The 23,188-nt window shown below is 70.0% G+C and carries 20 protein-coding genes and 2 pseudogenes; 14 read left to right on the top strand and 8 right to left on the bottom strand.

Annotated elements, in window-relative coordinates; translation table 11 throughout:
* Nucleotides 1-45: 45 nt before the first annotated feature.
* Together ACZ4VA_RS26555 and ACZ4VA_RS26550 are read right to left on the bottom strand one after the other, a co-directional pair.
* Nucleotides 46-1,311, bottom strand: coding sequence for a tachylectin-related carbohydrate-binding protein (locus ACZ4VA_RS26555; RefSeq protein WP_468082692.1), 1,266 nt, complete (start codon nt 1,309-1,311; stop codon nt 46-48).
* A 912-nt stretch (nt 1,312-2,223) separates the two neighbouring features.
* A complete protein-coding gene (locus ACZ4VA_RS26550; protein WP_355793919.1) occupies nt 2,224-2,445 on the bottom strand; it encodes a hypothetical protein in 222 nt (73 codons plus the stop codon).
* Nucleotides 2,446-2,992: 547 nt separating this feature from the next.
* Here ACZ4VA_RS26550 and ACZ4VA_RS26545 point away from each other — a divergent pair.
* Together ACZ4VA_RS26545 and ACZ4VA_RS26540 are read left to right on the top strand one after the other, a co-directional pair.
* Complete coding sequence (locus ACZ4VA_RS26545; protein WP_355793920.1) at nt 2,993-3,310, top strand: hypothetical protein; 318 nt, start codon at nt 2,993-2,995, stop codon at nt 3,308-3,310.
* Nucleotides 3,311-3,652: 342 nt separating this feature from the next.
* On the top strand, nt 3,653-6,721 hold the full coding sequence (locus ACZ4VA_RS26540; protein ID WP_356238048.1) for an FG-GAP-like repeat-containing protein: 3,069 nt from the start codon (nt 3,653-3,655) through the stop codon (nt 6,719-6,721).
* 183 nt (nt 6,722-6,904) lie between these two features.
* On the opposite strand, the gene ACZ4VA_RS26535 is transcribed toward ACZ4VA_RS26540, so the two are convergent.
* A complete protein-coding gene (locus tag ACZ4VA_RS26535) occupies nt 6,905-7,183 on the bottom strand; it encodes a hypothetical protein (protein WP_356163756.1) in 279 nt (92 codons plus the stop codon).
* Between the two features lie 194 nt (nt 7,184-7,377).
* The gene (locus tag ACZ4VA_RS26530; RefSeq protein WP_356163757.1) at nt 7,378-8,097 is read right to left on the bottom strand and encodes a hypothetical protein; all 720 of its coding nucleotides are present in this window, start codon (nt 8,095-8,097) and stop codon (nt 7,378-7,380) included.
* A gap of 276 nt (nt 8,098-8,373) precedes the next feature.
* On the opposite strand from ACZ4VA_RS26530, the gene ACZ4VA_RS26525 reads away from it, so the two are divergent.
* Together ACZ4VA_RS26525 and ACZ4VA_RS26520 are read left to right on the top strand one after the other, a co-directional pair.
* Entirely contained in the window at nt 8,374-8,640 is a 267-nt protein-coding gene (locus ACZ4VA_RS26525) for a ribbon-helix-helix domain-containing protein (RefSeq protein ID WP_355780896.1), read from the top strand.
* Nucleotides 8,637-9,080 carry a PIN domain-containing protein gene (locus ACZ4VA_RS26520; RefSeq protein WP_355780899.1) on the top strand — a complete coding sequence of 148 codons (444 nt, stop codon included), beginning with the start codon at nt 8,637-8,639 and terminating at the stop codon, nt 9,078-9,080. The genes ACZ4VA_RS26525 and ACZ4VA_RS26520 overlap by 4 nt, the downstream gene beginning before the upstream one ends.
* Nucleotides 9,081-9,514: 434 nt before the next feature.
* On the opposite strand, the gene ACZ4VA_RS26515 is transcribed toward ACZ4VA_RS26520, so the two are convergent.
* Nucleotides 9,515-9,889, bottom strand: a complete 375-nt coding sequence (locus ACZ4VA_RS26515) for a hypothetical protein (protein WP_355780903.1) — start codon at nt 9,887-9,889, stop codon at nt 9,515-9,517.
* Entirely contained in the window at nt 9,886-14,319 is a 4,434-nt protein-coding gene (locus ACZ4VA_RS26510; protein ID WP_468082688.1) for a CHAT domain-containing protein, read from the bottom strand. Before ACZ4VA_RS26510 ends, ACZ4VA_RS26515 begins: the two co-directional genes overlap by 4 nt.
* Nucleotides 14,320-14,793: 474 nt before the next feature.
* On the opposite strand from ACZ4VA_RS26510, the gene ACZ4VA_RS26505 reads away from it, so the two are divergent.
* Complete coding sequence (locus tag ACZ4VA_RS26505) at nt 14,794-15,042, top strand: SpdD protein (RefSeq protein ID WP_355781551.1); 249 nt, start codon at nt 14,794-14,796, stop codon at nt 15,040-15,042.
* A gap of 101 nt (nt 15,043-15,143) precedes the next feature.
* A pseudogene (locus tag ACZ4VA_RS26500) lies at nt 15,144-15,941 on the top strand (replication initiator); the annotation flags it as partial.
* 725 nt (nt 15,942-16,666) lie between these two features.
* On the opposite strand, the gene ACZ4VA_RS26495 reads toward ACZ4VA_RS26500, so the two are convergent.
* Complete coding sequence (locus tag ACZ4VA_RS26495; protein WP_355781547.1) at nt 16,667-17,647, bottom strand: fatty acid desaturase family protein; 981 nt, start codon at nt 17,645-17,647, stop codon at nt 16,667-16,669.
* Between the two features lie 324 nt (nt 17,648-17,971).
* The gene (locus tag ACZ4VA_RS26490) at nt 17,972-18,778 is read right to left on the bottom strand and encodes a hypothetical protein (protein ID WP_468082685.1); all 807 of its coding nucleotides are present in this window, start codon (nt 18,776-18,778) and stop codon (nt 17,972-17,974) included.
* A 199-nt stretch (nt 18,779-18,977) separates the two neighbouring features.
* Here ACZ4VA_RS26490 and ACZ4VA_RS26485 point away from each other — a divergent pair, with 199 nt between their 5' ends.
* The 8 genes and pseudogenes from ACZ4VA_RS26485 (at nt 18,978) to ACZ4VA_RS26450 (ending at nt 22,742) form a co-directional block, all read left to right on the top strand.
* Nucleotides 18,978-19,412, top strand: a complete 435-nt coding sequence (locus tag ACZ4VA_RS26485) for an Asp23/Gls24 family envelope stress response protein (RefSeq protein ID WP_355781541.1) — start codon at nt 18,978-18,980, stop codon at nt 19,410-19,412.
* 40 nt (nt 19,413-19,452) lie between these two features.
* Nucleotides 19,453-19,680 (top strand): hypothetical protein, encoded by a 228-nt coding sequence (locus ACZ4VA_RS26480; RefSeq protein ID WP_351472778.1) that lies wholly within the window; start codon nt 19,453-19,455, stop codon nt 19,678-19,680.
* Nucleotides 19,677-20,123, top strand: coding sequence for an Asp23/Gls24 family envelope stress response protein (locus tag ACZ4VA_RS26475; RefSeq protein ID WP_355781537.1), 447 nt, complete (start codon nt 19,677-19,679; stop codon nt 20,121-20,123). The genes ACZ4VA_RS26480 and ACZ4VA_RS26475 overlap by 4 nt, the downstream gene beginning before the upstream one ends.
* On the top strand, nt 20,120-20,809 hold the full coding sequence (locus tag ACZ4VA_RS26470) for a DUF6286 domain-containing protein (RefSeq protein ID WP_468082682.1): 690 nt from the start codon (nt 20,120-20,122) through the stop codon (nt 20,807-20,809). The genes ACZ4VA_RS26475 and ACZ4VA_RS26470 overlap by 4 nt, the downstream gene beginning before the upstream one ends.
* 10 nt (nt 20,810-20,819) lie before the next feature.
* A complete protein-coding gene (gene amaP / locus ACZ4VA_RS26465; RefSeq protein ID WP_468082680.1) occupies nt 20,820-21,413 on the top strand; it encodes an alkaline shock response membrane anchor protein AmaP in 594 nt (197 codons plus the stop codon).
* 283 nt (nt 21,414-21,696) lie between these two features.
* Complete coding sequence (locus ACZ4VA_RS26460; protein ID WP_355781529.1) at nt 21,697-21,867, top strand: hypothetical protein; 171 nt, start codon at nt 21,697-21,699, stop codon at nt 21,865-21,867.
* 111 nt (nt 21,868-21,978) lie between these two features.
* Nucleotides 21,979-22,175 (top strand): annotated as a pseudogene (locus tag ACZ4VA_RS26455) (IS110 family transposase); the annotation flags it as partial.
* Nucleotides 22,176-22,433: 258 nt separating this feature from the next.
* On the top strand, nt 22,434-22,742 hold the full coding sequence (locus ACZ4VA_RS26450; RefSeq protein ID WP_468082777.1) for a hypothetical protein: 309 nt from the start codon (nt 22,434-22,436) through the stop codon (nt 22,740-22,742).
* The last annotated feature ends 446 nt before the right edge of the window (nt 22,743-23,188 follow it).

The raw sequence follows: 23,188 nt of genomic DNA, 5'->3' as shown, positions 1-23,188 counted from the left end.
GAGGTGGCGCCCCCGGCCGGGGACGCCACCTCTTCGCGTGTCCGCTCAGTCCACCGGGGAGATGAAGCCCGCGATGTCACCGGCGTTGAGCGGGTTGTTGTTGGTCTTCCAGTTGTACGTGGTCTTCTTCACCATGTCGCTCTCGTTGCCGCCGACGGTGGTGACGTAGTCGCCGCTGACCGCGACCACCAGGTTCACGTGGTTGGCGTCCCCGCCGCCGTGGTAGCCGTAGACGACGGCGTCGCCGACCTTCGGGGTGCTGTGCAGGGTGCCGTTGTTCTGGCCGTAGGTGTAGAGGCTGCCGGCCTCCGGGGTGACCCCCGTCGTCTTCACGCCGACGTTCGCCCACACGTAGCGGACGAACTCCGCGCACCAGGCGCCGTTGTAGTGGAAGTCGAAGTCGTAGAAGTCCTTGCCGACCTGGGCGTTGGCCACCTTGGCGATCTTCTCGCCGGTGGTGGCGGTGGGCGCCGGGGGCACGTAGGCGCAGTTGTTCGCGTAGGCCGACAGCAGGGTCTGCGTCCAACCGGAGGCGTCCACCGGGTCGTTGGGGTGGTAGGCGATGTCGGAGCCGTCGCCGTCCGTCGGGTCGACGTCGTGGTACCAGTACATGCCTCCGCTCGTACGGCCGTAGTACAGGCCTCCGCCGGGGGAGGTGAGCGAGTCGACCGCGGGCCAGCCGTCGCTCTTGAGCGTGGCGCGCGTCCAGTCGTTCACGCCGTCGATCTTGTAGCTGTACAGCTGGCCGCCGGAGGTGGAGGCGATGATGCGGTCGTCGCCGGCCGCGGCGAGCGTCTTGAGGACGAAGCCGGTGTCGATGACCACGTGCTGGCCTATGTGCGCGGACCCCGAGGGCTTGGGCTGGGACACGAGGTACTGGTGGAGCTGGCCGTCGACCGTGCCGTAGAGGTGGCCGGCGCCGTCGTACACCATCTTGTCGAAGGTCCAGCCGCCGTCCCAGATCTTGGTGACGGCGGCCAGGGTCAGCGAGGTGTTGTTCGTCTGGACGTCGACCCGGTAGAGGTCGCCGGTGGTCGAAGTGACCAGAACCGTATTGAAGTTGAGGGTCGCCATCGCCTTCGGCGTGAAACCGAGGTCCGGACCGGTCAGCGTCTTCACCCGGTCGCCGGTGTTCGGCTCGATCTGCGTGTACGTCAGCCGGCCGTCCGAGAGCGTGCCGTAGATCGACACGTCACCGGTGCACGAGGCGGCGGCCTGCGCGACCTGGCCGGTGACGGTGACCAGCCCGAGGGACATCGCACCGACCGCGAGGGCGGCGGAGGCACGGCGGACGGCGTTGCTCAGCTTCATGTTCTCTCCTGCGGCATGGAAGTCGAGCGGGCAGGCCACGTCCCTGACCCGGACAGCTGCCCTGCAGGTGCAGCTGTGAGGGCCGTGACGGGTGTGGCGCCCGGTGGCAGAAGCCACTTTCGCCGCAGGTCACGGCAGGGGGAAGGCGATCCGCGTGGACGCAAGAGTCCCTGGCCGGTTGCGTCCTGAGGCCGTCCAGAGGGGCACGAGGACGCCCGCGGGCACGGGGCGCAGGCGGGAAGGCTGAAGCCGGGTGCGCGGGGGTGGGAGGGGGCGCGCGGGGGCGCGGGAGAGCCCGGGGGCGGCATGGAGGGAGAGAGAGGCGGCCGGCTGTCCGTCCGGGCCGAGAGCTATGGGCTACGGGCTGCCCGGCCGAGGGCTACGGGCTGCCCGGCATGGGGCGGGACAGTGGGCGCGGGTCCGGCGTGGCCTGACGGGTCCGGCAGGCGTGTGTGGGGGGGTGTCCACGCGAGCCGTGGGCGAGGGCGCCGCGTGTCACCGGCGGGGCGCGGCTGCGCGCCCGGTCCGGCCGGGACCCCGACCGCAGCGGTTCCGGCTGCTACGGCTGACGCGGAGGCCGCAGAGACCACGACACCCCCAGGTTCACGACCTGGGGGTGTCTCTGGCACCGGGCCGGGGGTCGGCCCCGGCCGCGGACTGGATGATCAGTGCCCATGGGGCGCGCCCGTACCCGGACCGGATGCGTACGCATCGTCGGACAGGACGGACTCGTCCTCCCCGAAGTCGGGCGGAGCCTGGAAGGGATTCGTCACCGGGGTGGGCGACGCCGCGGCGGAACCGCGAGGTGCTCCCTCCGGAGCGGAGAAAAGCGAGTTCAGGTCGACGGTGGGTCTCCCATTCGGACAGGGGCAAGCAGGAGGCCGGCGTGCCCGGTACGGGCACGGGGCGGTCCTACAGCTTGCTCATCTTGGAGTACGGGCTCATGATCCGCTTCTGCACGGAGCCGAAGTCGACGAGCACCGCGATGCCGTCCTCGATGCCGATCACCTGGCCGAGGCCGTACATGTCGTGCGTGACCCGGTCGCCCACGGCGAACTCGCTCACAGGCGGCGTGACCGGGACCTTGAAGGGGCTGGTAGGCAGATAGCGCTTCGGTGCGGCTGGCTTAGTCATTGACTCCAGTATGCGCCTGCCCGAATCCGGCCGCTGCGGCCTTCGCGTCCGATACCCGCCAAAGACCCGGACCGAGGGCAGCACTTCGCAAGATCGAACAGGGCTCGCCGGGACCGGACGGGGCTACGGAATGCCCGCCAGGCGCCGCCGCGGGCAGCCGGTGACCTGCGCGTGCGAGGTGCGCGGACCTGCCTGACGGGACCCCCGGCAGGCTCCCATCCGGACGTGTTACGCAGGTCACGGGCGGTCTCCGCGGGTTCCAGGCGATCGCTGCGAACGGACGGGACGTACGGCCTGGCCCCCGCTCCGGGCTACGACGCCCTGACCTGCGGCACCGCGTTGATCACGCCGGCCTGGCACGGCCAAGCCGGCCAGCCCTCGACTCCGGTGTCCAGAAATCCGTCCCGGCCGACACCTCACGAGCCGGGATCGCCGGCCCGCAGCCCCCACAGCCCAGCTCCGCCGCTCCCCCCCCCGGACAGTCGGAGCGGCGTAGGACGGGGCTCCCACCGCATACCTCCGACAAGGGGCCTGTTTGGATCAGCGCATGACAGCAGTGGACTCACCGGACGAGACGCGCCAGACGCGGGCTGAGCTGGCGGTCTGGTTCGGCGGGGCGTCCACGGGGTGCTGGCTCGTCTGCCCGTTCTGGATCCTGGTCGCCTTCGTGGCCCTCCCCCTGGCACTGGTGGGCCTGGTGCGGGCGGGCATCGAATACCGCGCGTCGAAAACGGGCGCGACGAGCAGGCGGCGAGCGGTGGTGGGCGGCGCCCTGTCGCTCCTGGGCGCGACGGCGGCGATCGCCTACATCACCTTCCTGGCAACTCACCCGAACCTCCCGGTCCAGGGCCTGGGCCCGAACTGACGGGTCTGCGTACTCCTGCGCGGAGGGCGAGAACGGCGAAGGGCCGTCAGCACCGGAACCGTACGGTGTCGCCCTCGACGTGGATGAGGAAGTCACCGATCTGCTCGGTGCCGGGCGAACGGAACCAGGGCCAACCGGTAGTCCGGCGTCGGGCGTTGGCGCAGGTCACCACGTGTCATGGCCGAACTGGGCCGCTGCTAGTATCCGGCCACCCGGACGATGGTTCGGACATCGACGTCTTGTCGTGCGGCCCTGCCCCGCCATCCGTCGTACGAGTCCCCCGCTTTCCTTGCTCTCCTGGCTTTCATCTCCCTCAACTCCCGTCTCCTGTGGAGGAACCGAGTGGGCAGACGTGCCCTCATACGCGGTGGTCTCGCCGCCGCCACCTCACTCACGCTGGCCATGGGCCTCGGACCGCTGGTCCTCGACGCGCACGCGGACGGACCCGCCGAGGTGATCATCCCGGCGGAGACCTCGCTGCGGCCCCAGACCGTCCTGTTCAGCGCGGGACCTTCGGGGTTCCTGCGCTATGAACCCGGGCGCGGACACCTTTGGACCACGTACACCGGTAAGGACACGGTGGTGGACCCCTCGGCTGCCGAGGTCTGGGGCATACCGGAGTTCGGCGCCGGTTCGGACGTCGTCGCCCGTTACGACGACGACGCGCGGACCGTGACACTGCGGGACATGGCGGCCGGGGGGACGGCCACGACGATCCCGCTCCCGAGCCGGCACACCTACCAGGGGACGCTCGGACGGACCGTCGTGACGACCGCTTGGGCGGGGACGGGCGACGACCTGACGTGGCATCTCTTCGACGTCCGGGCCGACGGTACGGTGCGCGACCGCACCGTGGCGGGCGTCCCGGCCGGCATCACCTCGGTGACCGGCGGCGACTCACCGGTGGCGGACGCCCACGGCATGGTGGTCCTGTACAAGGCCGACGGGACGTTCCGGCGCGGCTGGCTCGACGCCGACCAGGGCCGGCTGGTGGAGCTGCTTCACGACCCGACGGGCAACGGGAGCGGGACCGTGATCCTCACCGCCACCCATCTGCTGTCGTGGAATGGCACCACCGTCTCCGTCTATTCCCGCGACGACCTGAACGCCGTCGTCCGTACCGTGCCCCTGGCGAACGACGGGCCGACGCACCTGCTGGGCATGGTCGGCGACACGCTCCTGGTCTCCCGCTACGACTCCTCGCTGGGCGCCATGGACGGCGCCCTGCCCGTCTGGCGCGTCGACGCGCTCGCCACCGACGGGTCGACGACGGGGACCGTACTGGCTCGCTCGCGCAGCGTCTCCCCCGCCGTCCCCACCCCCGACGGCGGCCTCCTGATACCCGGCAGCGGGTCCGCCACCGCTGACTGGGGAGTGAACCTCGTCCGCGCCGGCGCCGACGGCACTCCCGAGGTCGAGAAGGTGGCCGCCGCCGAACTGGAGCCCGTGGCCGACCCCGTGCAGGAGCTCACCCTGGCCGGCGGGCGGCTGACCGTGACGGAACACGACTGGGACCGGGGCCGTACGTACATGTACGGCCGGACGATCGACGTGACCGGTGGCACCCTGGCGGCCGGCTCGCGCACAGCCCAGGGCGTCACCGACGACAACCCCCACCTCGTCGGCACCGGGGACGGCCGCACGGTGGTCTGGAACCCGTGGGTGTCGGGCGGCGACCGTGTGCCCCGGTCCGTGGGACCGACGGGCTCGCTGCCCGGCACACCCGTCGACGCCGAGCACGACTACGTCCGCGTGTGGGACGCCGGCGGCCGGCACGTCGCGATGGCCGCCGAGTACACCGACGAGACGGCGCCGCAGACGCGCGTGATCGACCTCGACACGGGCGACACGGTGCTGGCCTCGCCGGAGCAGGGTACGGCGATATGGGGCACCACCATGTGGGTGCGGGACGGCAACGACAGTGCGGTGCCCGTCGACGTCCGCACGGGCAAGCGCGGCGAACCGGTGTGGTTCGGGCGAGGGTGCCTGCTGGAGGACCTGCAGGCGGCCGGACGCTGGCTGCTGTGGTCCTGCGTGGGGTCGGCGGAGAGCCAGGGCGTCTACGACACCGTCGCCAAGACCAAGCTGACCCTCACCGAAGGGGCCTGGGAGACCGCGAAGCTCGGTGACGGGTTCGTCGTCACCGGCGTCGGCGACCGGTTCGAGGTCACCGACGTCCGCAGCGGCACACCCGTCACGCACTCGGCGGGGGCCTTCCAGTCGGGGCAGCCCTGGGACGTCGACCCGTACACCGGTCTGATCGCGTACGTGGACGCCAGGGGTGACACCCATGTCGTGTCCAGCGGCGTCCCCGTCTCGGCGCTCTCCCCGCTCGACGCGGCCGTCGCGGGCACGGCCGACGTGAAGGGCGGTGCCGCGAGCTGGAACCCCAAGTGGTGGCTGTCGAAGGCGGCCTCCTCCTGGCAGCTCGTCATCAGGAACAAGGCCACCGGTGGCACCGTGCGCCTGCTCACCGGCGGTGCGGCACAAGGCGTGATCCCGGCGTCGTGGAACGGGAAGGACGGCGCGGGCAAGCTGGTCGGCAACGGTGCCTACACCTGGACGCTGACCGCCGCCCCGGCCGACGGACAGGGCGCGGCCCTGACGCAGACCGGCACCGTGAAGATCACAGGCGCGACGCCGGTCCGGCGGGACTTCGCGACCTCGGACGGCTTCGGTGAGCTGCTCACCCTCAACAGCTCGGGCGGACTGACGTACCAGTACGGCACCGGCACCGGCACCCTCACCGGCAAGAAGACGGGTTCCGCATGGCCGACGAACGCGAAGTTCGTTCCGTACGGCGACGTGAACGGCGACCGGTGCAACGACGTGCTCGTGCGCTACGCCGGCGGCACACTGCGCGCCTACCACCCCGCTTGCGGGGCGGCGGTGACCCCGTCGACCGCGTACACCTCGCTCGGCACGGGCTGGGAGCAGTACGACGTGCTGACCTCGCCGGGGGACGTCAGCGGTGACGGCCGGGCGGACCTGATCGCCCGTCAGTCATCGACCGGGGACGTCTACCTCTACAAGGCGACGAGCACGGGGAAGCTCTCGGCCCGGGTGAAGATCGCGTCCAAATGGACGGGTTACAAGAAGATCCTCGGCGCCGGTGACCTGAACGGCGACGGCCACGGCGACCTGCTGGCGCAGGACAAGTCGAATGACCTGTGGCGGTACGACGGCACGGGGGCGGGCACCTTCAAGAGCCGGGTCAAGGTGTTCGACGACTGGGGCTCGTCGTACAACGTGGTCGTGGGCGCGGGCGACCTGACCGGCGACGGCAAGGCCGACTTCGTGGCGCGCGACACCGCGGGCAACCTGTGGCGCTCCAACGGCACCGGCAAGGGCACCTTCGGCAGCCGTACGAAGATCGCCACGGGCTGGCAGGGGTACAAGGGCGTGTTCTGAGCCGGAGATCGTCTCGTCGGACACCGAGCCCCTGGGGTCGGTGCCCGACGAGGCGACATCACTCCGGCGACTGACGGCGGACAGTAAAAGGCCCCGGTCGGCGACCTGGGCCTTGCTCATGGAGCGGGTGACAAAGACAGACGATCACTCGTACCGAAGTCCGGGAACCGTCGCCTGGGACACCTACGCGGCGCCGGTCTCCGGGTCCTGGTCCGCAGGACGGGGCTTCCGTGCCAGGCTCAGGAGGCCGACGCCGAGCATCGCGACGGCGCATCCGTACTGTGGGTCCGCCCACAGGCCGGTCAGGAAGCCGACGCACACCGCGAGCGCGGCCGCCGCCCACCACCGAGGCCGGGCCAGCTTCCCGAGGTTCAGGATGGACACGGGGACGCGCCCCGCGACCAGCGCCCAGATGGCCAGAGCCACCACCCCGCCCACACCGACGGTCAGGGCGACCTTCATGACGAACACTGGCTTCCCCCCACTTCCGGCGACCGCGCAACGATAGCGGTGCCTAGTGTCGGAGGTCGTGGCTCGACGACCGTTTCGGCTCTCGCCGGTCACGGCTTCAACTGGTGCGCGGTCGCAAGGGGCCCAGGATGCCGGCGGCCTCGGTGCGGACACCGGCGTCTCTGCGCCGACGACGGGCGCCGCGTTCAGTGTTCGCGGAGGCCGCATTCAGCCGCGTACAGGGTTGATCCCGGGATGATCCCAAGCGGGGTTCGAGTCAGTTGAATGCACGCGGCGCCGGTCGAGTCGGCCGTCAGCGCTTCGATGCGTACCGTCATTGCAGGCTGCACGAAGGGCGGCACGTGCAGTTCGGCCTCAGCGGGCGGCGGGAGGGGAGTGCCTTCGAGGACGCCGATGGCCGTGAGAGTGCCGTCGGTTTGAGGCTCCGTCTCCTCGATGGTCAGTCGCCAGTGAAGGTCCGCTTCGGCGAGGAGTTGCCTCCCGTAGCGTCCGTGGGCGAGAAGGACGGCGTGACTGCCGCGCATACGTCGCGCCATGGCGCAGCAGAGCGGGACATCGGTGCCGTAGACGGTGTCCACCCGATTCCGGTCGGCGGGCGGCAGGGCGCACAGTGCGTCAAACAGGAGGCCCAGCGCTGCGTCTTTGATGCGTGGCCGTTGGCCGTGCTCGACGAGATCGAGCAGGATCGGGGTGGCCGCGTAGGCGGCCGGGAACACCATGCCGGCGTGGTCACACACGAAGCCGCCACCGGCGAGAAGGGATGCCGCGTCACCCGTCTCGTTGGCGGTGGTGGACACCGTCAGCCGCCGCAGTGCGTGGGCTACGCGCTCTGGATCGTCGCACTGGTGGCCCGTCGGGTTGGGTATCGCGGACCAGTTCACGGCGTCGACGGCGTCGAGGGACACACTCGCATTCTGCCGGAGCCCGCTACGGGCAGGGTAGGCACAGCGCGGATGACCAGTGCCCCACACCCGGGACCCCGACTGTCTTCGCCAAGGACGCCGAGGGCACCTAGCAGCTCTTCCCCGACCCGCGCCCGGTCACGACGGCCGTGCGCGGCCCCTCTTCACGGAACTAGTCCGGCACCGGGGCGGGGCCCGTGAGGTCGGCCCGGCCGGTCCTCGGCAACGGGACGCAGGTGGGCGCATACATCAATCCGGTACATGGACTAGTGTTGGTACATGTCCATGAAGCGCACGAACGTATACGCGGACCCCGAGGACCTGGCGATCATCAAGGAGGCTGCCAAGCGCCGGGGTATAAGCGAGGCCGAGATCATCCGCCAGGGCATCCACCTCGCAGCCATGGCGAACCGGGTCTGGGACGAGCCGCTGTTCTCGCGCACCTTCGAGGGGCCGGGGCGCACGTTGCCCAAGTCGGAAGTCCGCGACACGGTCGCCGATGCCATCCGGCGTGAGACCGGCTCGGGCTCCGGATCCGCCGCGTGATCATTGTCGTCGCCGATACGTCCGGCCTCCTGGCAGCGCTGGATTCGGCTCACCCGGAACACCGGGCGGCGAACGAGGCCATCATGGCGGCGGGCTTGCTGGTCGTGTCCCCGCTCCTGCTGGCCGAACTGGATCACGTGGCGACGCGCGAGCTCGGCAGGGAGGCTGCCATCAGCGCGGTCGACGACCTGCGGCGCTGGGTGAGCCGGGGCCGTGTCGTCCTGCCGGAGATCACGGAGGACCACCTGGGCGCCGCCCAGTCCGTCCGTGTCCGCTACGGTGCGCTGGACCTCGACCTCGCCGACGCGGTGAACGTGGCGCTTGCCGCCGACTACGACACGGACGCGATTCTCACCCTCGACCGACGAGACTTCCGGGCCGTACGCCCGTTGGGCCACTACAAGGCGTTCCGGGTGCTCCCCGACGACCTCCCGCTCTGACGCAGGACCCTCGACGGTCAAGTGCCCGCTCCCACAAGCGGCTTGGGCCCCGCCGCGCAGCAACGGCACCCCGATTGAAACAAGCCCCAGGCCGCTGGCCTGGGGCTTCAAAAGAGCGGGTGACGAGAATCGAACTCGCGCTCTCAGCTTGGGAAGCTGAGGGCATTTAAGGCTTGCTCTCGGCCTGACCTGCGACGGAGGCAAACAGGCGCACGGTAGACCGTCGATCGGTTACCCGCTATTCCCCGTGGTTCCCCGCTCGATCTGGCACGGGTCTGGCACGACCTCTTCGTCCCGAACTCTCGGCAGGTAGTCCCCGGAAGGGTCTTGGGTGCTCAATCAGCCGCGGATGGCTCTTGAGGTACAGCCTTGGTCTTTGAGGTTGCTGTACTTCCGTGCTGTACAGCAGTACGCGTAGGTGGTGCTCTGTTGCGTCAGGTTGCTGAAGGCTCGTCGGCGATGAGGTCCAGAAGCTGGTCGGGGGTGAGAGCGGCGAGCTCGACGGAGCGGTCTGCGCATACGAGCCGTGCCGCCACCTGCTGCGCCCTGAGGTCTTGGGCGCGTTCGATGAGTTCGCTGGCGCGGCGCCGTTTGCGGATGCGGTCGGCGATGTCCGCGACCGCGAGCATGGCAGATGGGATGGACACGACCAGGGACGTCACCGCGACGGGATCGACGCCCTTGGTGTCCGGATCGTTCGCCGGTTCCGTAGTCGGAGCTGGTTCGGGTTGGTAGCCCCAGCTCGAGGTCAACGCGGCGAAGCTCTTCTCGGCAGTTTCGGCGTTCGCTCCGAAAAACTCGATGATCATGTTTCCTCGTTTTCGTCGTCAGTGACTTTCAGTAGCTCATCAAGCTGGTCAACAGCGTCTGCGAAGCCAGCCTTGGCGGCAGCGGCTCGACTCGTCTGAAACATCTCTCGGGCCCGTCCGCGTTCACCTGCGGCCAGCAGAATTTGCCCCAAGTACTTCCCGACGACCGCGATGCCATCCGGCCGCTGAAGCTGCAAAAGGAGCTGAAATGAGGTGATCAGCCTCGGCGCCGCCGCGTCGAGATCCTGGCGACTCAGATCGATTTGCGCAAGGGCCCAGTTGGCCGCCGCGATGCCGTCCATATCACCGAGCTGCTCATTGACTTCCAAGCGCTTGAGCTGCAGTTCGAAAGCCTCATCGACCTCGCCCCGCTGCTGGAGGATGTCGGCGATCTTTGACCAGGTGACCGCGACCGAGCTGGTGTCACCGATTCGCTCGAACGTCGGCAGGGCGATCTCGCGGCGGATCCGCAGCGCCTCGTCGACCTCGCCCCGCTGCTGGAGGATGTCGGCGATCTTTGACCAGGTGACCGCGACCGAGCTGGTGTCACCGATTCGCTCGAACGTCGGCAGGGCGATCTCGCGGCGGATCCGCAGCGCCTCGTCGACCTCGCCCCGCTGCTGGAGGATGTCGGCGATCTTTGACCAGGTGACCGCGACCGAGCTGGTTTCACTGATCCGCTCGAACGTCGGCAGGGCGATCTCGCGATGGATCCGCGATGCCTCGTCGACCTCGCCCCGCTGCTGGAGGATGTCGGCGATCTTTCCGCAGGTGACCGCGACCTCGCGGGTGTCGCCGATCCGCTCGAACGTCGGCAGGGCGATCTCGCGGTGGATCCGCAGCGCCTCCTCGACCTCACCCCGCCGCTCGACGATATCGGCGATCTTTGACCAGGTGATCGCGACCGAGCTGGTGTCGCCGATCCGCTCGAACGTCGGCAGGGCGATCTCGCGGTGGATCCGCAGCGCCTCCTCGACCTCACCCCGCCGCTGGAGGATGTCGGCGATCTTTGACCAGGTGATCGCGACCTCGCGGGTGTCACCGATCCGCTCGAACGCCGGCAGGGCGATCTCGCGGCGGATCCGCAGTGCCTCGTCGACCTCACCCCGCCGCTCGACGATATCGGCGATCTTTGACCAGGTGACCGCGACCGAGCTGGTTTCACTGATCCGCTCGAACGTCGGCAGGGCGATCTCGCGGTGGATCCGCAGCGCCTCCTCGACCTCACCCCGCCGCTGGAGGATGTCGGCGATCTTTCCCCAGGTGATCGCGACCTCGCGGGTGTCACCGATCCGCTCGAACGCCGGCAGGGCGATCTCGCGGCGGATCCGCAGCGCCTCCTCGACCTCACCCCGCCGCTCGACGATATCGGCGATCTTTGACCAGGTGACCGCGACCGAGCTGGTGTCGCCGATTCCCTCGAACGTCGGCAGGGCGATCTCGCGGTGGATCCGCAGCGCCTCCTCGACCTCACCCCGCCGCTCGACGATATCGGCGATCTTTCCCCAGGTGACCGCGACCTCGCGGGTGCTACCGATTCGCTCGAACGCCGGCAGGGCGATCTCGCGGCGGATCCGCAGTGCCTCGTCGACCTCACCCCGCCGCTCGACGATATCGGCGATCTGACCCCAGATGATGGCGACGGACCTGGTGTCGCCGGCGTCGGTGAACAGTTGGCGGGCCTGGTGGAGCTGGTTCTCGGCTTGGTCGATCTCGCCGCGAGTGATGAGGCGGCTGGCGTGGTCGTAGAGGACTGCGGCGTGGTCGGCCGGGTTGGTCTGCCGGTCGCTGGTGCGGGTCTGCTGGATGGCACGTTGGAGCAGGGTGTCGGCGTGGTCTCCGTCGCCGCTGGTGCCAGCCGCGTCGGCGACGGCCCGTAGCAGGATGAGGGGAACCTCCTGGTGGTGGCGGTCGAGGAGAGCGATCGCGTGGTGGCCGAGCTCGGCGGCGATGGAGGCCGGGCCCTGCCGCAAGGCGTCCACGGCCGCAGTGGCGCAGTCGGCGGTGATGGCCGGGTTGTCGGCGACCAGGGCCAGTCGGGTCAGCTGCAGGTCCAGGTCGCTGCCGCGGGCGGGCCGGGGTGTGGCACCGCCCCACTCGGCATACAGCGGTTCGGCGGCCACGGTGGCGAGGGCGGCTTGCTCGTCGGGGGTGAGGGGGGACAGGCGTCCGGCAGCGAGGGCGTTGACGGCCAGGGCCGGGGCGTCGGGGCGGTGCTGGTCGGGAAAGGCATCAAGGAGCCCGAGGCCGCACAGGCGGGACGCCGATCCGCCGACAGTATCTGCGAGGGTGTCGATGACGGGGTGCGGGACCGGGACGGTGAACAGGGTGCAGGCCCGCAACAGATCACGGTGGGCGGGCCCGGCCTCGTCGAGAAGAGCGTCGAGCGCCAGGTTCTCCAGGAACGCGCCGATGTCGGCGTTGTCGGCCGGCAGGTCGCCCTGCTCGAGGTAGGCCTCCATGCCGACGACGGCGGCCTCGGCGCGGGCCCGGTCGACCTGGTCGCTGTAGACCAGACGCAGCCCGATAAGGTCCTGCAGCCCGGGGTTGCCGCAGCTCACCTTCAGCGCCCGCTGGGCCAGGTCGGCGCGTTGGGTCCGGTAGTGGGCCGGGGCGAGGTCCTGCTGACGCCGTTGGAGCTTGCGCTGGGCCGCTGGCGACAGGGGCTGTAACTGGACCGGTTCCAGCCGGGTCTCCAGCCCGCCGAGAGTGAACGTGTAGCGGCTGGTGACCAGCAAGCGGCTGTCGGTGATGGCCGGGTCGAACGCGGAGAGCACGTCGGCGAGTACGGTGGCGTGCCCGGGATCGAGCCGGTGCGGGCCATCGGGGTTGGCGGTCAGGATCTGTTCGAGATCGTCGATGATCAGCAGCAGGGGTTTGTGAACGTCGTCGAGTTCCTGGGAGCACGGTCCGGCCAGCAGATCGATCAGGAGCGGTTTGAGGCGGTCGGGCTGTTCGCGGACCTCGGCGCGCCTGGCTTCGATGAGGGTGCGGGCAGCGGCATTGGTGGTGGCGGCGTCGGCGATGGCGTCGAGGATCGCGGTGGGGGTGTAGTCGCCGAACACGACCGCCACGGCGCGGTTGGGATGACGGTCAGCGATCCGGGCAGCCAGGCTCGACTTGCCCAACCGGCCCTGCCCGTGAAGCAGAACCCCGGCCCTCTGCCCACCGCGCAGAGCCCGCAGCGTGCGCTGCATCTCCGGGCGGCGGCCCACGAACATTTCCGCGGCCGCGACCGGCAGCTGGTGCTTGCGGTCCAGGAACGCCTTGGTCACATGATGCGGCGGCACCATCTGGCGTTTACGGATTCCCCCGACCAGCACACCGCCACCGGCCGGCCCCAGCCACAGCCGCGCCAGGTGCCATTCGGCGCGCTGGCGCTCTTCGGAACAGGCCAGCAGGTGGCGGCGGGCCTCGGCGACGGCCTCGGCCACCCCGACACGACGGCCCAGCTGCCGGTAGAGGCGTTCGGCGAAACGAGTGGCGGCCTGGTCGCTGACCGAGCCGTCCCAGCCGATGACCGCGGGAATCCCGGCGGCCACCAGCCCGGTGGCCATCGAATGCGCCACCGGCACGCCGGACTCGGCCATCGGGCCGCCGCGGTGGCCGGCGCCGGCGGGAACATGCCCGGCCACGTCGGCACCGGTGGCGGTCAGACAGGCCGACACGAACGCCAGCCGCGGCCGCGGAGTCAACAAGCCCACCAGCGCGTCCGCGCTCGTCGGACACCCGTCCCCTAGATCGTCTTCCATCAGCAGGACGGGGGTGGCGGGCTTGTCGGGCCCCGGGCGCCAGTTGTGCAGCCCGTGACACGACAGATGCACCACCGGCATCCCGCCCAGCTCGGACAGACGCAGGCCAAGATGCTCGGGATTGCCGGAGTCCTCGACGACGAGATCAAGGCTCGTCTCCCCGACGGCGTTGAGGATGGCCAACTCCTCGGCCTCGAAGTCCAGCTCGTGCTGGCCCCGGGGGGCCGAGGCCATGAACGCCACCCCCAGCCGGTACCCGTCCAGGGCCAGCGCCGGACTCGGCTGGCCGAGCCGACGCGCCACAGCGAACAACTCCGGCGCCTCGGCAAGGAATCCACTATCAGGGGCTGCCAGCAGCTCGTACGGGGCCCGTAGCAGCGCCCACGCCGCCGCGGACGGCCTCGCCGGCGCCCGGACCTCGAACACCAGCGGCGCCGACGCCTCATCGAGCAGACCCGTCAACTGACCCAGGTCACCGTCGAGCCACCGATACAACTCGCGCCCCACCGCGAGCAGCGCCTGGTCCTTGGAGCCATTACGCACGGCATCCACATACCGGCCGGCGACGGCAGTGAGCAGCTCGACGTCAGCAGTCTGCAACACCCGACGGGGACCGACCCGCCGGCCATCAACGACGAGCTCAAACCTGTTGGCATCCACAACCAGCCCCGTAACCATGAACTCAGCGTAGGAACAAGGCCCCAACCGTGAGGCCAAAACGCCCGAATCTGCTGAAGCGGCTCCGCGAACACCTCGCCGGATACCGACCCAAGCACGACTGCACCAGAAGAGGGGGGACCGCGGGCTTGTAAGGGCGGACGTGGTCGTTGGCATGTCCGCCCAGGTCACTACCGCCGTAGCGGCAGCCCAGGTGAACGGCGCATCTCGTTCGACAGGCATCCGCCGCGGCAGGGCATGGTGGCGGTCGCGGTCTCGCCAGGCTTGGTCGTAGCTGCTGAACTTGCTGCTATGCAGGCCGTACTTGTTTCGCTCATCGCTGTCCTCGGGACGTTGGTGAGGTTCCGCCACCGGCTACGGAACCGGTCGCCGACGAGCTTCCTGCGAGCTTCGCCACCCAGCCGCCGCCCGTTCCCGCCGTCGCCCTGCCGCCCGCCCTCGTCGACCGCGTCCAGGCCCTCGCCGAGGAACTCCATGCCGCCACCGGACAGGCAGCCGACCCCGACGCCGCCTTGCGCGCCCGCTCCGGCCCCAGTGCCCAATCGGCGGGCTGTCCAGCTCACCGCGGGCAGCACCCTCGCCCTCGCGGCCGGCGGTGGCGCCCTGGTCCTCGTCGTCGGCGCGGTCCTGGTCTCCATGCTCCTCGGGGTCGCGATCACCGCCGCCTCCGTGGCCGTCTGCGCGGTCACCGTCCGCTCGATCCTTAAGAGCGACCGCCACTGACCTCATCGTCTGTCGCGCCTCGGCCTGCCCATGCTGTCTAACCCCCTGGACAAGCCGAGGTGCCTGCCCCGACCTCTGTCACTCCCTGGAGGAATCTGCACATGCGCCTCGAGACTCCGACCGGAGTCATCCGTCAGGTGGCGAACCTCGCCCAATTCGGCGACCTCAGCAGCTACGTCCGGCAGATCCAACGACTCGGCGGCTGCGAGCGGCCCATACGGATGGAGGGCCACCGCCTCGACGTCCACGCCGCAACCGGTGAGATCGTCGGCGAAGTCGTCGACCACGACCTCCCCGCCGGACAGCTCCTCATCCGCTGCAACAATCGCCGCGCCACCCGGTGTGCTGCCTGCGCCGAGGTCTACCGCAAAGACACCCTCCATCTCGTCACGGCCGGCCTGAGCGGCGGCAAGGGAATCGGTCTGGCGGTCGCCCGACACCCGCGCCTCTTCGCCACCTTCACCGCCCCGTCCTTCGGCCCCGTCCACAACCGGCCCGGCGGTGGTCGCTGCCGCTGCGGCCGTCTCCACGCCGACGACGATCCGGTCCTCGGCACGCCCCTGGACCCTGAGCGCTACGACTACCGCGCCGCCGTCCTGTGGAACGCGCACGCCGGTGCCCTGTGGGCTCGCTTAACCACCTACCTCCGTCAACAGCTCGCCTCCCGCGCGGGCATTGGACGCTCCGAGCTGCGCCACTGCCTGAAGGTGTCGTATGCCAAGGTCGCCGAGTACCAGCGACGCGGAGCCGTGCACTTCCACGCCGTGATCCGTCTCGACGGTCCCGAAGGTGCCGAGGACTCCCCGCCCGCCTGGGCCACGACAGAACTCCTCACCGACGCGATCCGCTCGGCCGCACGCCTCGCCGAGACACCCGGCCCGCTCCTCGACGGCCGCGCTGATCTACCAGCACTCCGACGACGACCGACAGCAGGAGGTCGCCGCCGGCCTCGACGCCACCGTGCGAAAGGCGCGGGCCGCCGCGGCCGGGAGATCGCCGGACAGGCCTTCTGGCACGAATCTGGCACGCGGCGAGTGATCGCCGAACACAGCAAAAAAGGCCCCGGTCGACGACCTGGGCCTTGATCATGGAGCGGGTGACGAGAATCGAACTCGCGCTCTCAGCTTGGGAAGCCACGGCGCTTGGCGGACCGGATGGCTTCTGACCTGGTCATATGCGCTCTGGCGTGGCGCCCGGAAGCGTGGGATCGCACCGCTGTTGACCGCGGTTCACCGGTTTTAAGGGCACGCCATGGGCACGCCGTCGGCTTGGAGACGAGGAGGGCCCCTCTTGGTGGCTGGCGCACGGACGAGCCCTGGAAGCGAGCGTTGCCCGGAAGGTCGCCGTTGCAGGAGCACCTGGAGCAGGGCTCAGCGGCGACCGAACAACTCGGGCCGGAGGCGGCTCGGAGCAGTCCCTGCAACACGGGCCTGCTGGACACCGCCGAGGCGATAGAGCGGGCCGACTTCGAGGGGAGGGCTGCGAGGAGATGACGGGCCTGCGGGATCACGGGGGGCAGGCATGTCGTGAAGAAGCCGGGACACAGGCAGGTCCAGGGCTGAGGCTTGATGTGTCCCGTGTCAGTCACCACATCACGGGCACGGATGGCTACGGCAGCACCTCTCTAGGCGGGGACGCCGGGGTGCCTGAGCGGTGCTCCGGCCTGATGGAGGCTGGTGAGGGCCTGCCGGTAGGAGTTGATCAGCCCGGTCTCGACGTAGTCCACGCCCAGTTCCTCGCAGTAGCGGCGGACGATGGTCCGGGCCTTGCGCAGGTTGGGGCTGGGCATGCTGGGGAACAGGTGGTGCTCGATCTGGTGGTTCAGCCCGCCCAATGCGATGTCCGTGAACCAGCCGCCGCGCACGTTGCGTGAGGTGAGCACCTGGCGGCGGAGGAAGTCCGGGCGGTCATCGCCCGTCAGGATCGGCATGCCCTTGTGGTTCGGAGCGAAGAGGGAGCCGAGGTAGACGCCGAACAGGCCCTGGTGGACGGCGACGAACGCGATCGCCATGCCGGGCGGCAGCAGCCAGAGCAGGACGGTCAGGTAGAGCGCGAAGTGCGCGAACAGCAGGGCGCCGTCGAGTGTTCGGTGCTTGAGCGAGCGATTGGCCAGCGCCTTCACGCTTGACACGTGCAGGTTGAAGCCCTCCAAGGTGAGGAGCGGAAAGAACAGGAACGCCTGCCAGCGGCCGATCAGGCGGGGGAGCCCCTTGGCGGCCCGGGCCTGGTCCTGGGACCAGACCAGGAGGTCGGGGTCGAGGTCGGGGTCGAGTTCCTCGTGGTTGGGGTTGGCGTGGTGGCGGGTGTGCTTGTCCTGCCACCATCCGTAGCTCATCCCGACGCCGGTGCCGGCGATCCGGCCGGATGCTTCGCTGGCCCTGCGTCGGCGGAACACCTGGCGGTGGGCCGCGTCATGGGCGAGCAGGGCGACCTGGCCGAAGACGACGGCCAGGAAGCCGGCGACGGTCAGCGTCCACCAGCTGTCGCCGATGAGCGCGACGGCGGCCCACCCACCGACGTAGAGCGCGGCCACCACGGTGATCCGCACTGCGTAATAGCCGGGACGGCGCCCCAGCAGGCCGGCATCAGCGATCTTTCTCGACAATCGGGCGAAGTCACTGCCGGACGTCTCCGATGAACTCCGATGAAGGGGGGCGGACCGTGGTGTTGGTGGTCATGTCGCTGAAGCTCTCTGAAGGAGGCAGATGGTCAGGCGCCGCCTCGGAGTTGCTGAGACCGGGCCACAGGCAGGGATACGCTTTCGCCGTTGCGGACACACATCGCGCGAGGAACAGGGACGACGGCCCTCTCCGCATGCGGGTTCCCTGCCAGGCGGGTCTCACACCGTGGCAGGACAGGGCCGACGGAGCGACGGCCGCGCGCCTTCAGGGAAGAACAGGGAAGAACCGGGAAGGTCGGGGGCGGCTGATCACTGAGGGGCACTCGTCACGGTGACCGGCGAGGTCTGCCGCCAGGCCGCGGTTTCCGTGATGAGGACGGCGACGGTGGCCGGGCCCGGGGTGTCAGTGGTGGCTGCCTCGACTACCGCCTCCCGGACGGCGCGGGCGACTTTCAGTGGATGGTGTCCGGGGCCGACCGCGAGGTGAACCTCGATGTGTCGGCAGGGTGGATCATCATGGTCCTCCACCCTGACCGGGCGGCTGCCCAGTACGGTGGTGAGGCGGGCGACGCCCGGCACGCCCGCTGCGACGGCCGCCAGCTCCCTGGCGAGTCCCCGCGTCGACCCTGTTCCGGTCACCGGGGGCGAGCTCCGCGCGGCCGCAGCTTCCGGCGTGGGCCTCGTGGACGTCGCCGCTGTCCGAGAAGCCACGCCTGCCTCCGGAACCTCACGGAGATCCGTTACGCGCATGTCAGCCGTCACCGTGGCCAGCCCGAGCTGTTCAGCGGCCGCGCCCAGGAGCGCGCTCCTCAATTCTTCGGCGGTCTCCGGCAGCGGCCGCACTGGGGATGCGGTGAAGGCGGCCTCGATGGTGAGCGGGCCCGGCGGTAGCGCGCTGGCCGGCGGACGGACGGCCGGCTCGGACACGGGTTGGTGCGGCGCCGACCCGATGCGCAGGGACTCCAGTCGGACACCGGGAATCTCGGCGGCGGTGCGCCCGAGGGCTTGGACGGCCGCTTGCTCGGTGATCCACGTCCCGTCGTCGGGCCCGCCGAGCGGGAGCAGCCGGCCCAGGTGCAGCCGGCTTCGTACTGCCTGCGTCCACGCCTCGGTCACTGGCCTCTCACCCTTCTTCCACGGCCGCGGTTCTTGTCACGCGGCGCTCTGCCCGAGTGTCCGCGAGAGCTCGGGGCAGGGGCCTCAGGCCCCCTATCGGACCACCTCGTCTCACGCCCTATAGACGGGCAAAAGGTACTAAAAAGACTATAATCGGAGTAATGGATGCTCTGTGGCCTCGCGAGGGAGGAATATCCCGATGACTGAGAACACCGGCGTCAAGCTCGGCGCTGCGCCCGGGTCTCGCGGCCGGACGACCATCGCTGAAGTGGTGGTGGAGAAGATCGCCGGAATGGCGGCACGGGACGTGCTCGGCGTCTATGCCCTGGGCAGCGGATTGGCCCGCTCGATGGGATCCATGCGCGAGCGGATGCCCGGCGCCGGCAGCGGCAGATCCGCCACGCGCGGGGTCAGTGTCGAGGTCGGAGAGCTGCAGGCGGCCATCGATCTGGAGCTCGTCGTCGAATATGGCGTCGCGATCACGGACGTGGCCGCCGCGGTGCGGGAGAACGTGATCTCGGCGGTGGAGCGGATGGCGGGCCGGGAAGTCGTGGAAGTCAACATCACGGTCAGCGACGTGAAACTGCCGGACGACGAGGAGGACGAAGGGGAGGAGCGGCAGCGGATCCAGTAGCAGCGGGGCGGAACAGCCCACTTGAGTGAAGGAGCGCGAAATGAGCAGGGCCGTGGTGGGCTTGATGGCCGGAATGGCGCTGGGTTTCGCCGCGTATTTCGGTGACTTCTGGGCTTTCCTGCTGGTGCTGGTGCTGGGCCTCGTCGGCCTCGTCATCGGGCGGTTCACGGAGGGTGATCTCGAACCGGGCGACTTCGTCCGCCGCCGGGACCGGCAGGATCGGATCCGTGACGACCGGCGCCAGGCTCGGGGAGACTGGCGGCGGTGAACGGGGAAGCCGATGAGCGTCCGGGCGTCCCCCGCGGGGAGCGCGGGGCGACCGCCGTCACCGACCGGGTCGTCGCGAAGATCGCGGCCCGGGTGGCGCGCGAGGCGCTGAGCCGGTTCACCGAGCCGGCCGGCCACGTACCACCCGGCCGCCGGACGCCACACGTGAGCACATCCGTACGGCGGGCGCCGGAACGGACCACCGCAGGACGGGACGCCGAGTCCGCCGCCGGACGGCAGGCGGTGCTCGGCGAGGCGCGGCTGCACATCACCGTCGAGCTCGGCTATCCGTCCGACATCGGGGCGCAGTGCGCCGCGGTGCGCCGGGAGGTCACCGAGCGGATCAGGGCATGGGCCGGCATGGAGGTGTCCGACCTCGCGGTGTCGGTCGGGCAACTGCACTCGGCCTATACGCGGCACACGGACCGGGAGAGGGTGAGATGAGCGCGAACACCTCGCGGCAGCCGACCGGTGACAGCGACCTCTCCTCCGGTCCGGGACAGGCGGCTCCGACCGCCGACGGCACCCCGGGGGCCGCCGAGGACGCGACGAAGGTGATCGACGGATCAGGCCGGTCGACGCACCGTTTCTGGTCGTCGCGGCGGATTCCCGCGGCCTTGGCGGCCCTGCTGTCCGCCGCGGCCGTCGGGCTTCTCCTGTACGACGTGGTCGCGGTGCGGGCAGGCCGTAATGCGATGCGCTGGCGGCGGCGGCTCGCCGAGGAACTGGCGACACGGCCCCTGGACGACGTCTGGATGATCGTCGGGGCCGCGGTGGCGATGGCCCTCGGCCTGTGGCTTTTCCTGCTGGCGGTGACGCCGGGACTGCGTCGGCTGCTGCCCATGCGGCGGCCCACCGGTATCCCTGGGACAGAGGACGTCCGAGCCGGGCTCGACCGCCGCGCGGCCGCTCTGGTTCTGCGCGACCGGGCCGTGCGGGTGCCCGGTGTCCAGTCGGCGCAGGTCGATGTCGGCCGCCGGAAGGTCAAAGCCCGGGCGCGGGCACATTTCCGCGATCTTGAGGAGGTCCGCGCGGACCTGGACGCCGAGCTGGGCGAGGCGGTTGCGTCCTTGGGCCTGGCCCGGCAACCCACACTGGCCGTGCGCGTCCGGCGCCCCAAGAAGGGCTGAGGTGATCCTGATGCTCAAGACGGTGAACCGGGTGCTGCTCGGGCTTCTCGGCCTCGGACTGTTCGCCCTGGGCGGCGGCGTGCTGCTGGGCGCACTGGACCTGCCACGCCACTGGGACTTCGACGTGCCGGGCTGGTGGCCCTTCCGTGGGCCGGACGATGTGGTGCTGGGCACCTGGGGACGCACCCGGTGGCGGGAAGAGGACTGGTGGTGGCCGACCGTCATCGCGGTGCTCGTCGTGCTGCTGGCCCTGCTGCTGTGGTGGCTCCTCGCGCAGCGTAGACACCGCCTGGACCAGGTCCTCGTCGACAGCGAAGAGGGCGCGCCGGCCCGACTCAACGGCCGCACCCTGGAGAACGTCATCGAGGAGGAGGCACAAGCCCTGGACGGGGTCTCGCGGGCCCATGTCCGGCTGACGGGCCGACGTACCGCTCCCACCGCACGCGTACGGCTGCTGTTGGAGCCTCACGCCGATCCGACACGGGCTCTCGGGCGGCTGAGCCGCGAAACACTCGCCCACGCACGAGACTCGACCGGCCTGGACCGCCTTCCCTCGAAGGTGCGACTCCGGGCAGCCCGCCACCGCGCCGAACGCACCGCCTAGGGTCCGCTGGGCGGAAGCCCGGTGGGGGTAGCGGCTGCGAGGCGCTCGGGATTCCCGGAACCCGAGCGTTCCGGTACGCGGAGGATCAAACCGACAGCACGCTGCCCGGGGTACTCGTCTCGCCGACGCGGAGCGCGAAGACACCGGCCCTTGGCGGCTTTGTGCGCCGGGGCCGCACGTACCACTTCTCGGCCGACGCGACATCGAGCACAGGCGCAGCGTGTCGTGCCGTACCGAGAGACCACGCAGATCTCGCACGGCCCTTGCCAGGAGGCATCCCGTCATGCTCCTCTTCCTGACCCTGCTCATCGCCGGAATCGCTCTGGTCGCCATAGGCGTGGCCGTCGACGGCATGCTCTACCTGATGTCCATCGGCGTACTGCTTCTGATCGTCGATCTGCTCTACCTGGCGACCCGGTCCATCTGGCGCTCCACCCGGCGCCCGGCCCGCTGACCGGCTCCCGAATGCCCAGGACCAGAGTGCGATGTTCGGGATCGGCTCGTGCAGCAAGGCGTGAGGGGTGTCGCGGGGGAGGGAACGGGAGAGAACTTCGCGCTGTACCGCAACCGCCTCATCAACGCCGGCTTCCTCTGGGGGCCTTCGCGGCCCTCACCGCCTCACCGGGAGCCACGAGTCACCACCGACGTCGACGCGAGCACGGAGACTGGCATGCCGCCGCACCACGGCTCTTGTTGAACCGCTTCCTCGGCCAGCTCCATCACTGCCTCAAGACCCGGCAGTTCGTCGACGAACAACGGGCCCTTCGCGCCGATGGCTCTGATTCCGGAAGCGTCGAGCGCTCAGACATGGTCAGGGCCGCTGTCGGCTTGCCGCTCACCCGCCTGCCCTGTCCGCTCCCGTTGCCCTGCTCAACTGGGCGGCGAGAGGGACGGCGGTCTTCTCCTCAGACCCTCTTTGGCAGCTGCACGAAGCCAGACCTCCGAGCTGTCCCCATCGGCCTTCAGCACCCGCGCGGTCACCACTACGGGATTCAGACCGCGGCACCGCCGCTGGCAACGATGCGGATAGTTTCCTCCTCACCAAGGCGAACTGTCCTGCTCGTCGGCGACGCCGCCGGCTACATGGACGCCCTCACCGGCGAGGGCATCGCCCTCGCACTGGCCACGGCCGGGGCCGCCGTCCGCTGCCTGACCACCGGACGCCCTGACACGTACGAGCACGCCTGGGCCGGACTGACCCGCCGCCACCGACTGCTGACCGGCGCCCTCCTGGCCGCCACCGGCCGCCCCGCCACCGCCCGCCTCGTCGTCCCCGCAGCATCCCGGCTCCGCCCACTGTTCTCAGCAGCGGTCCACGCACTGCAGTAGTGGTAGGCCGGACCCGGAGACCGCCTGTGTCCCGTGGCCGGGCACAGAGATCGTCTCGCCCTGTGGCCCGGAGGTCCGCTGCAGCCAGAAACTCACCTCGGCCAGGACGGAGGCACGAGCGCCGACCTACTCAGCCTGCACCCACGAGGGACTGTCAGCGTCATTGATCAGCCCCCTGCGCAGTGACATCAATCGCCCTCGACTGTCCACATCCTGAGATGGGGCGGCTTCGGGCCGTCTTTCCCATTGGGGCAGGACTACCATGCTGTACAAGCGTCCCAGACCCCGGCGGCTTGTCGTTGAGCGACACAGATGGCTGCGCGGAGCGGACCTCTCGTCCGTCACCCGACGCATCCCTGGAGAGAACCGGGCGGACCCCATGTCCTGTTGCGCAGGCCCTCGGACCGGCCGTTGTTCCGCCTCCGCCGCACGTACGTCCCTGTCGG

The sequence above is a fragment of the Streptomyces sp. NPDC028308 genome, from assembly GCF_055565855.1.
Note: the sequence above shows the minus strand (reverse complement) of the source record. Positions and strands in the feature narration are given on the sequence as shown.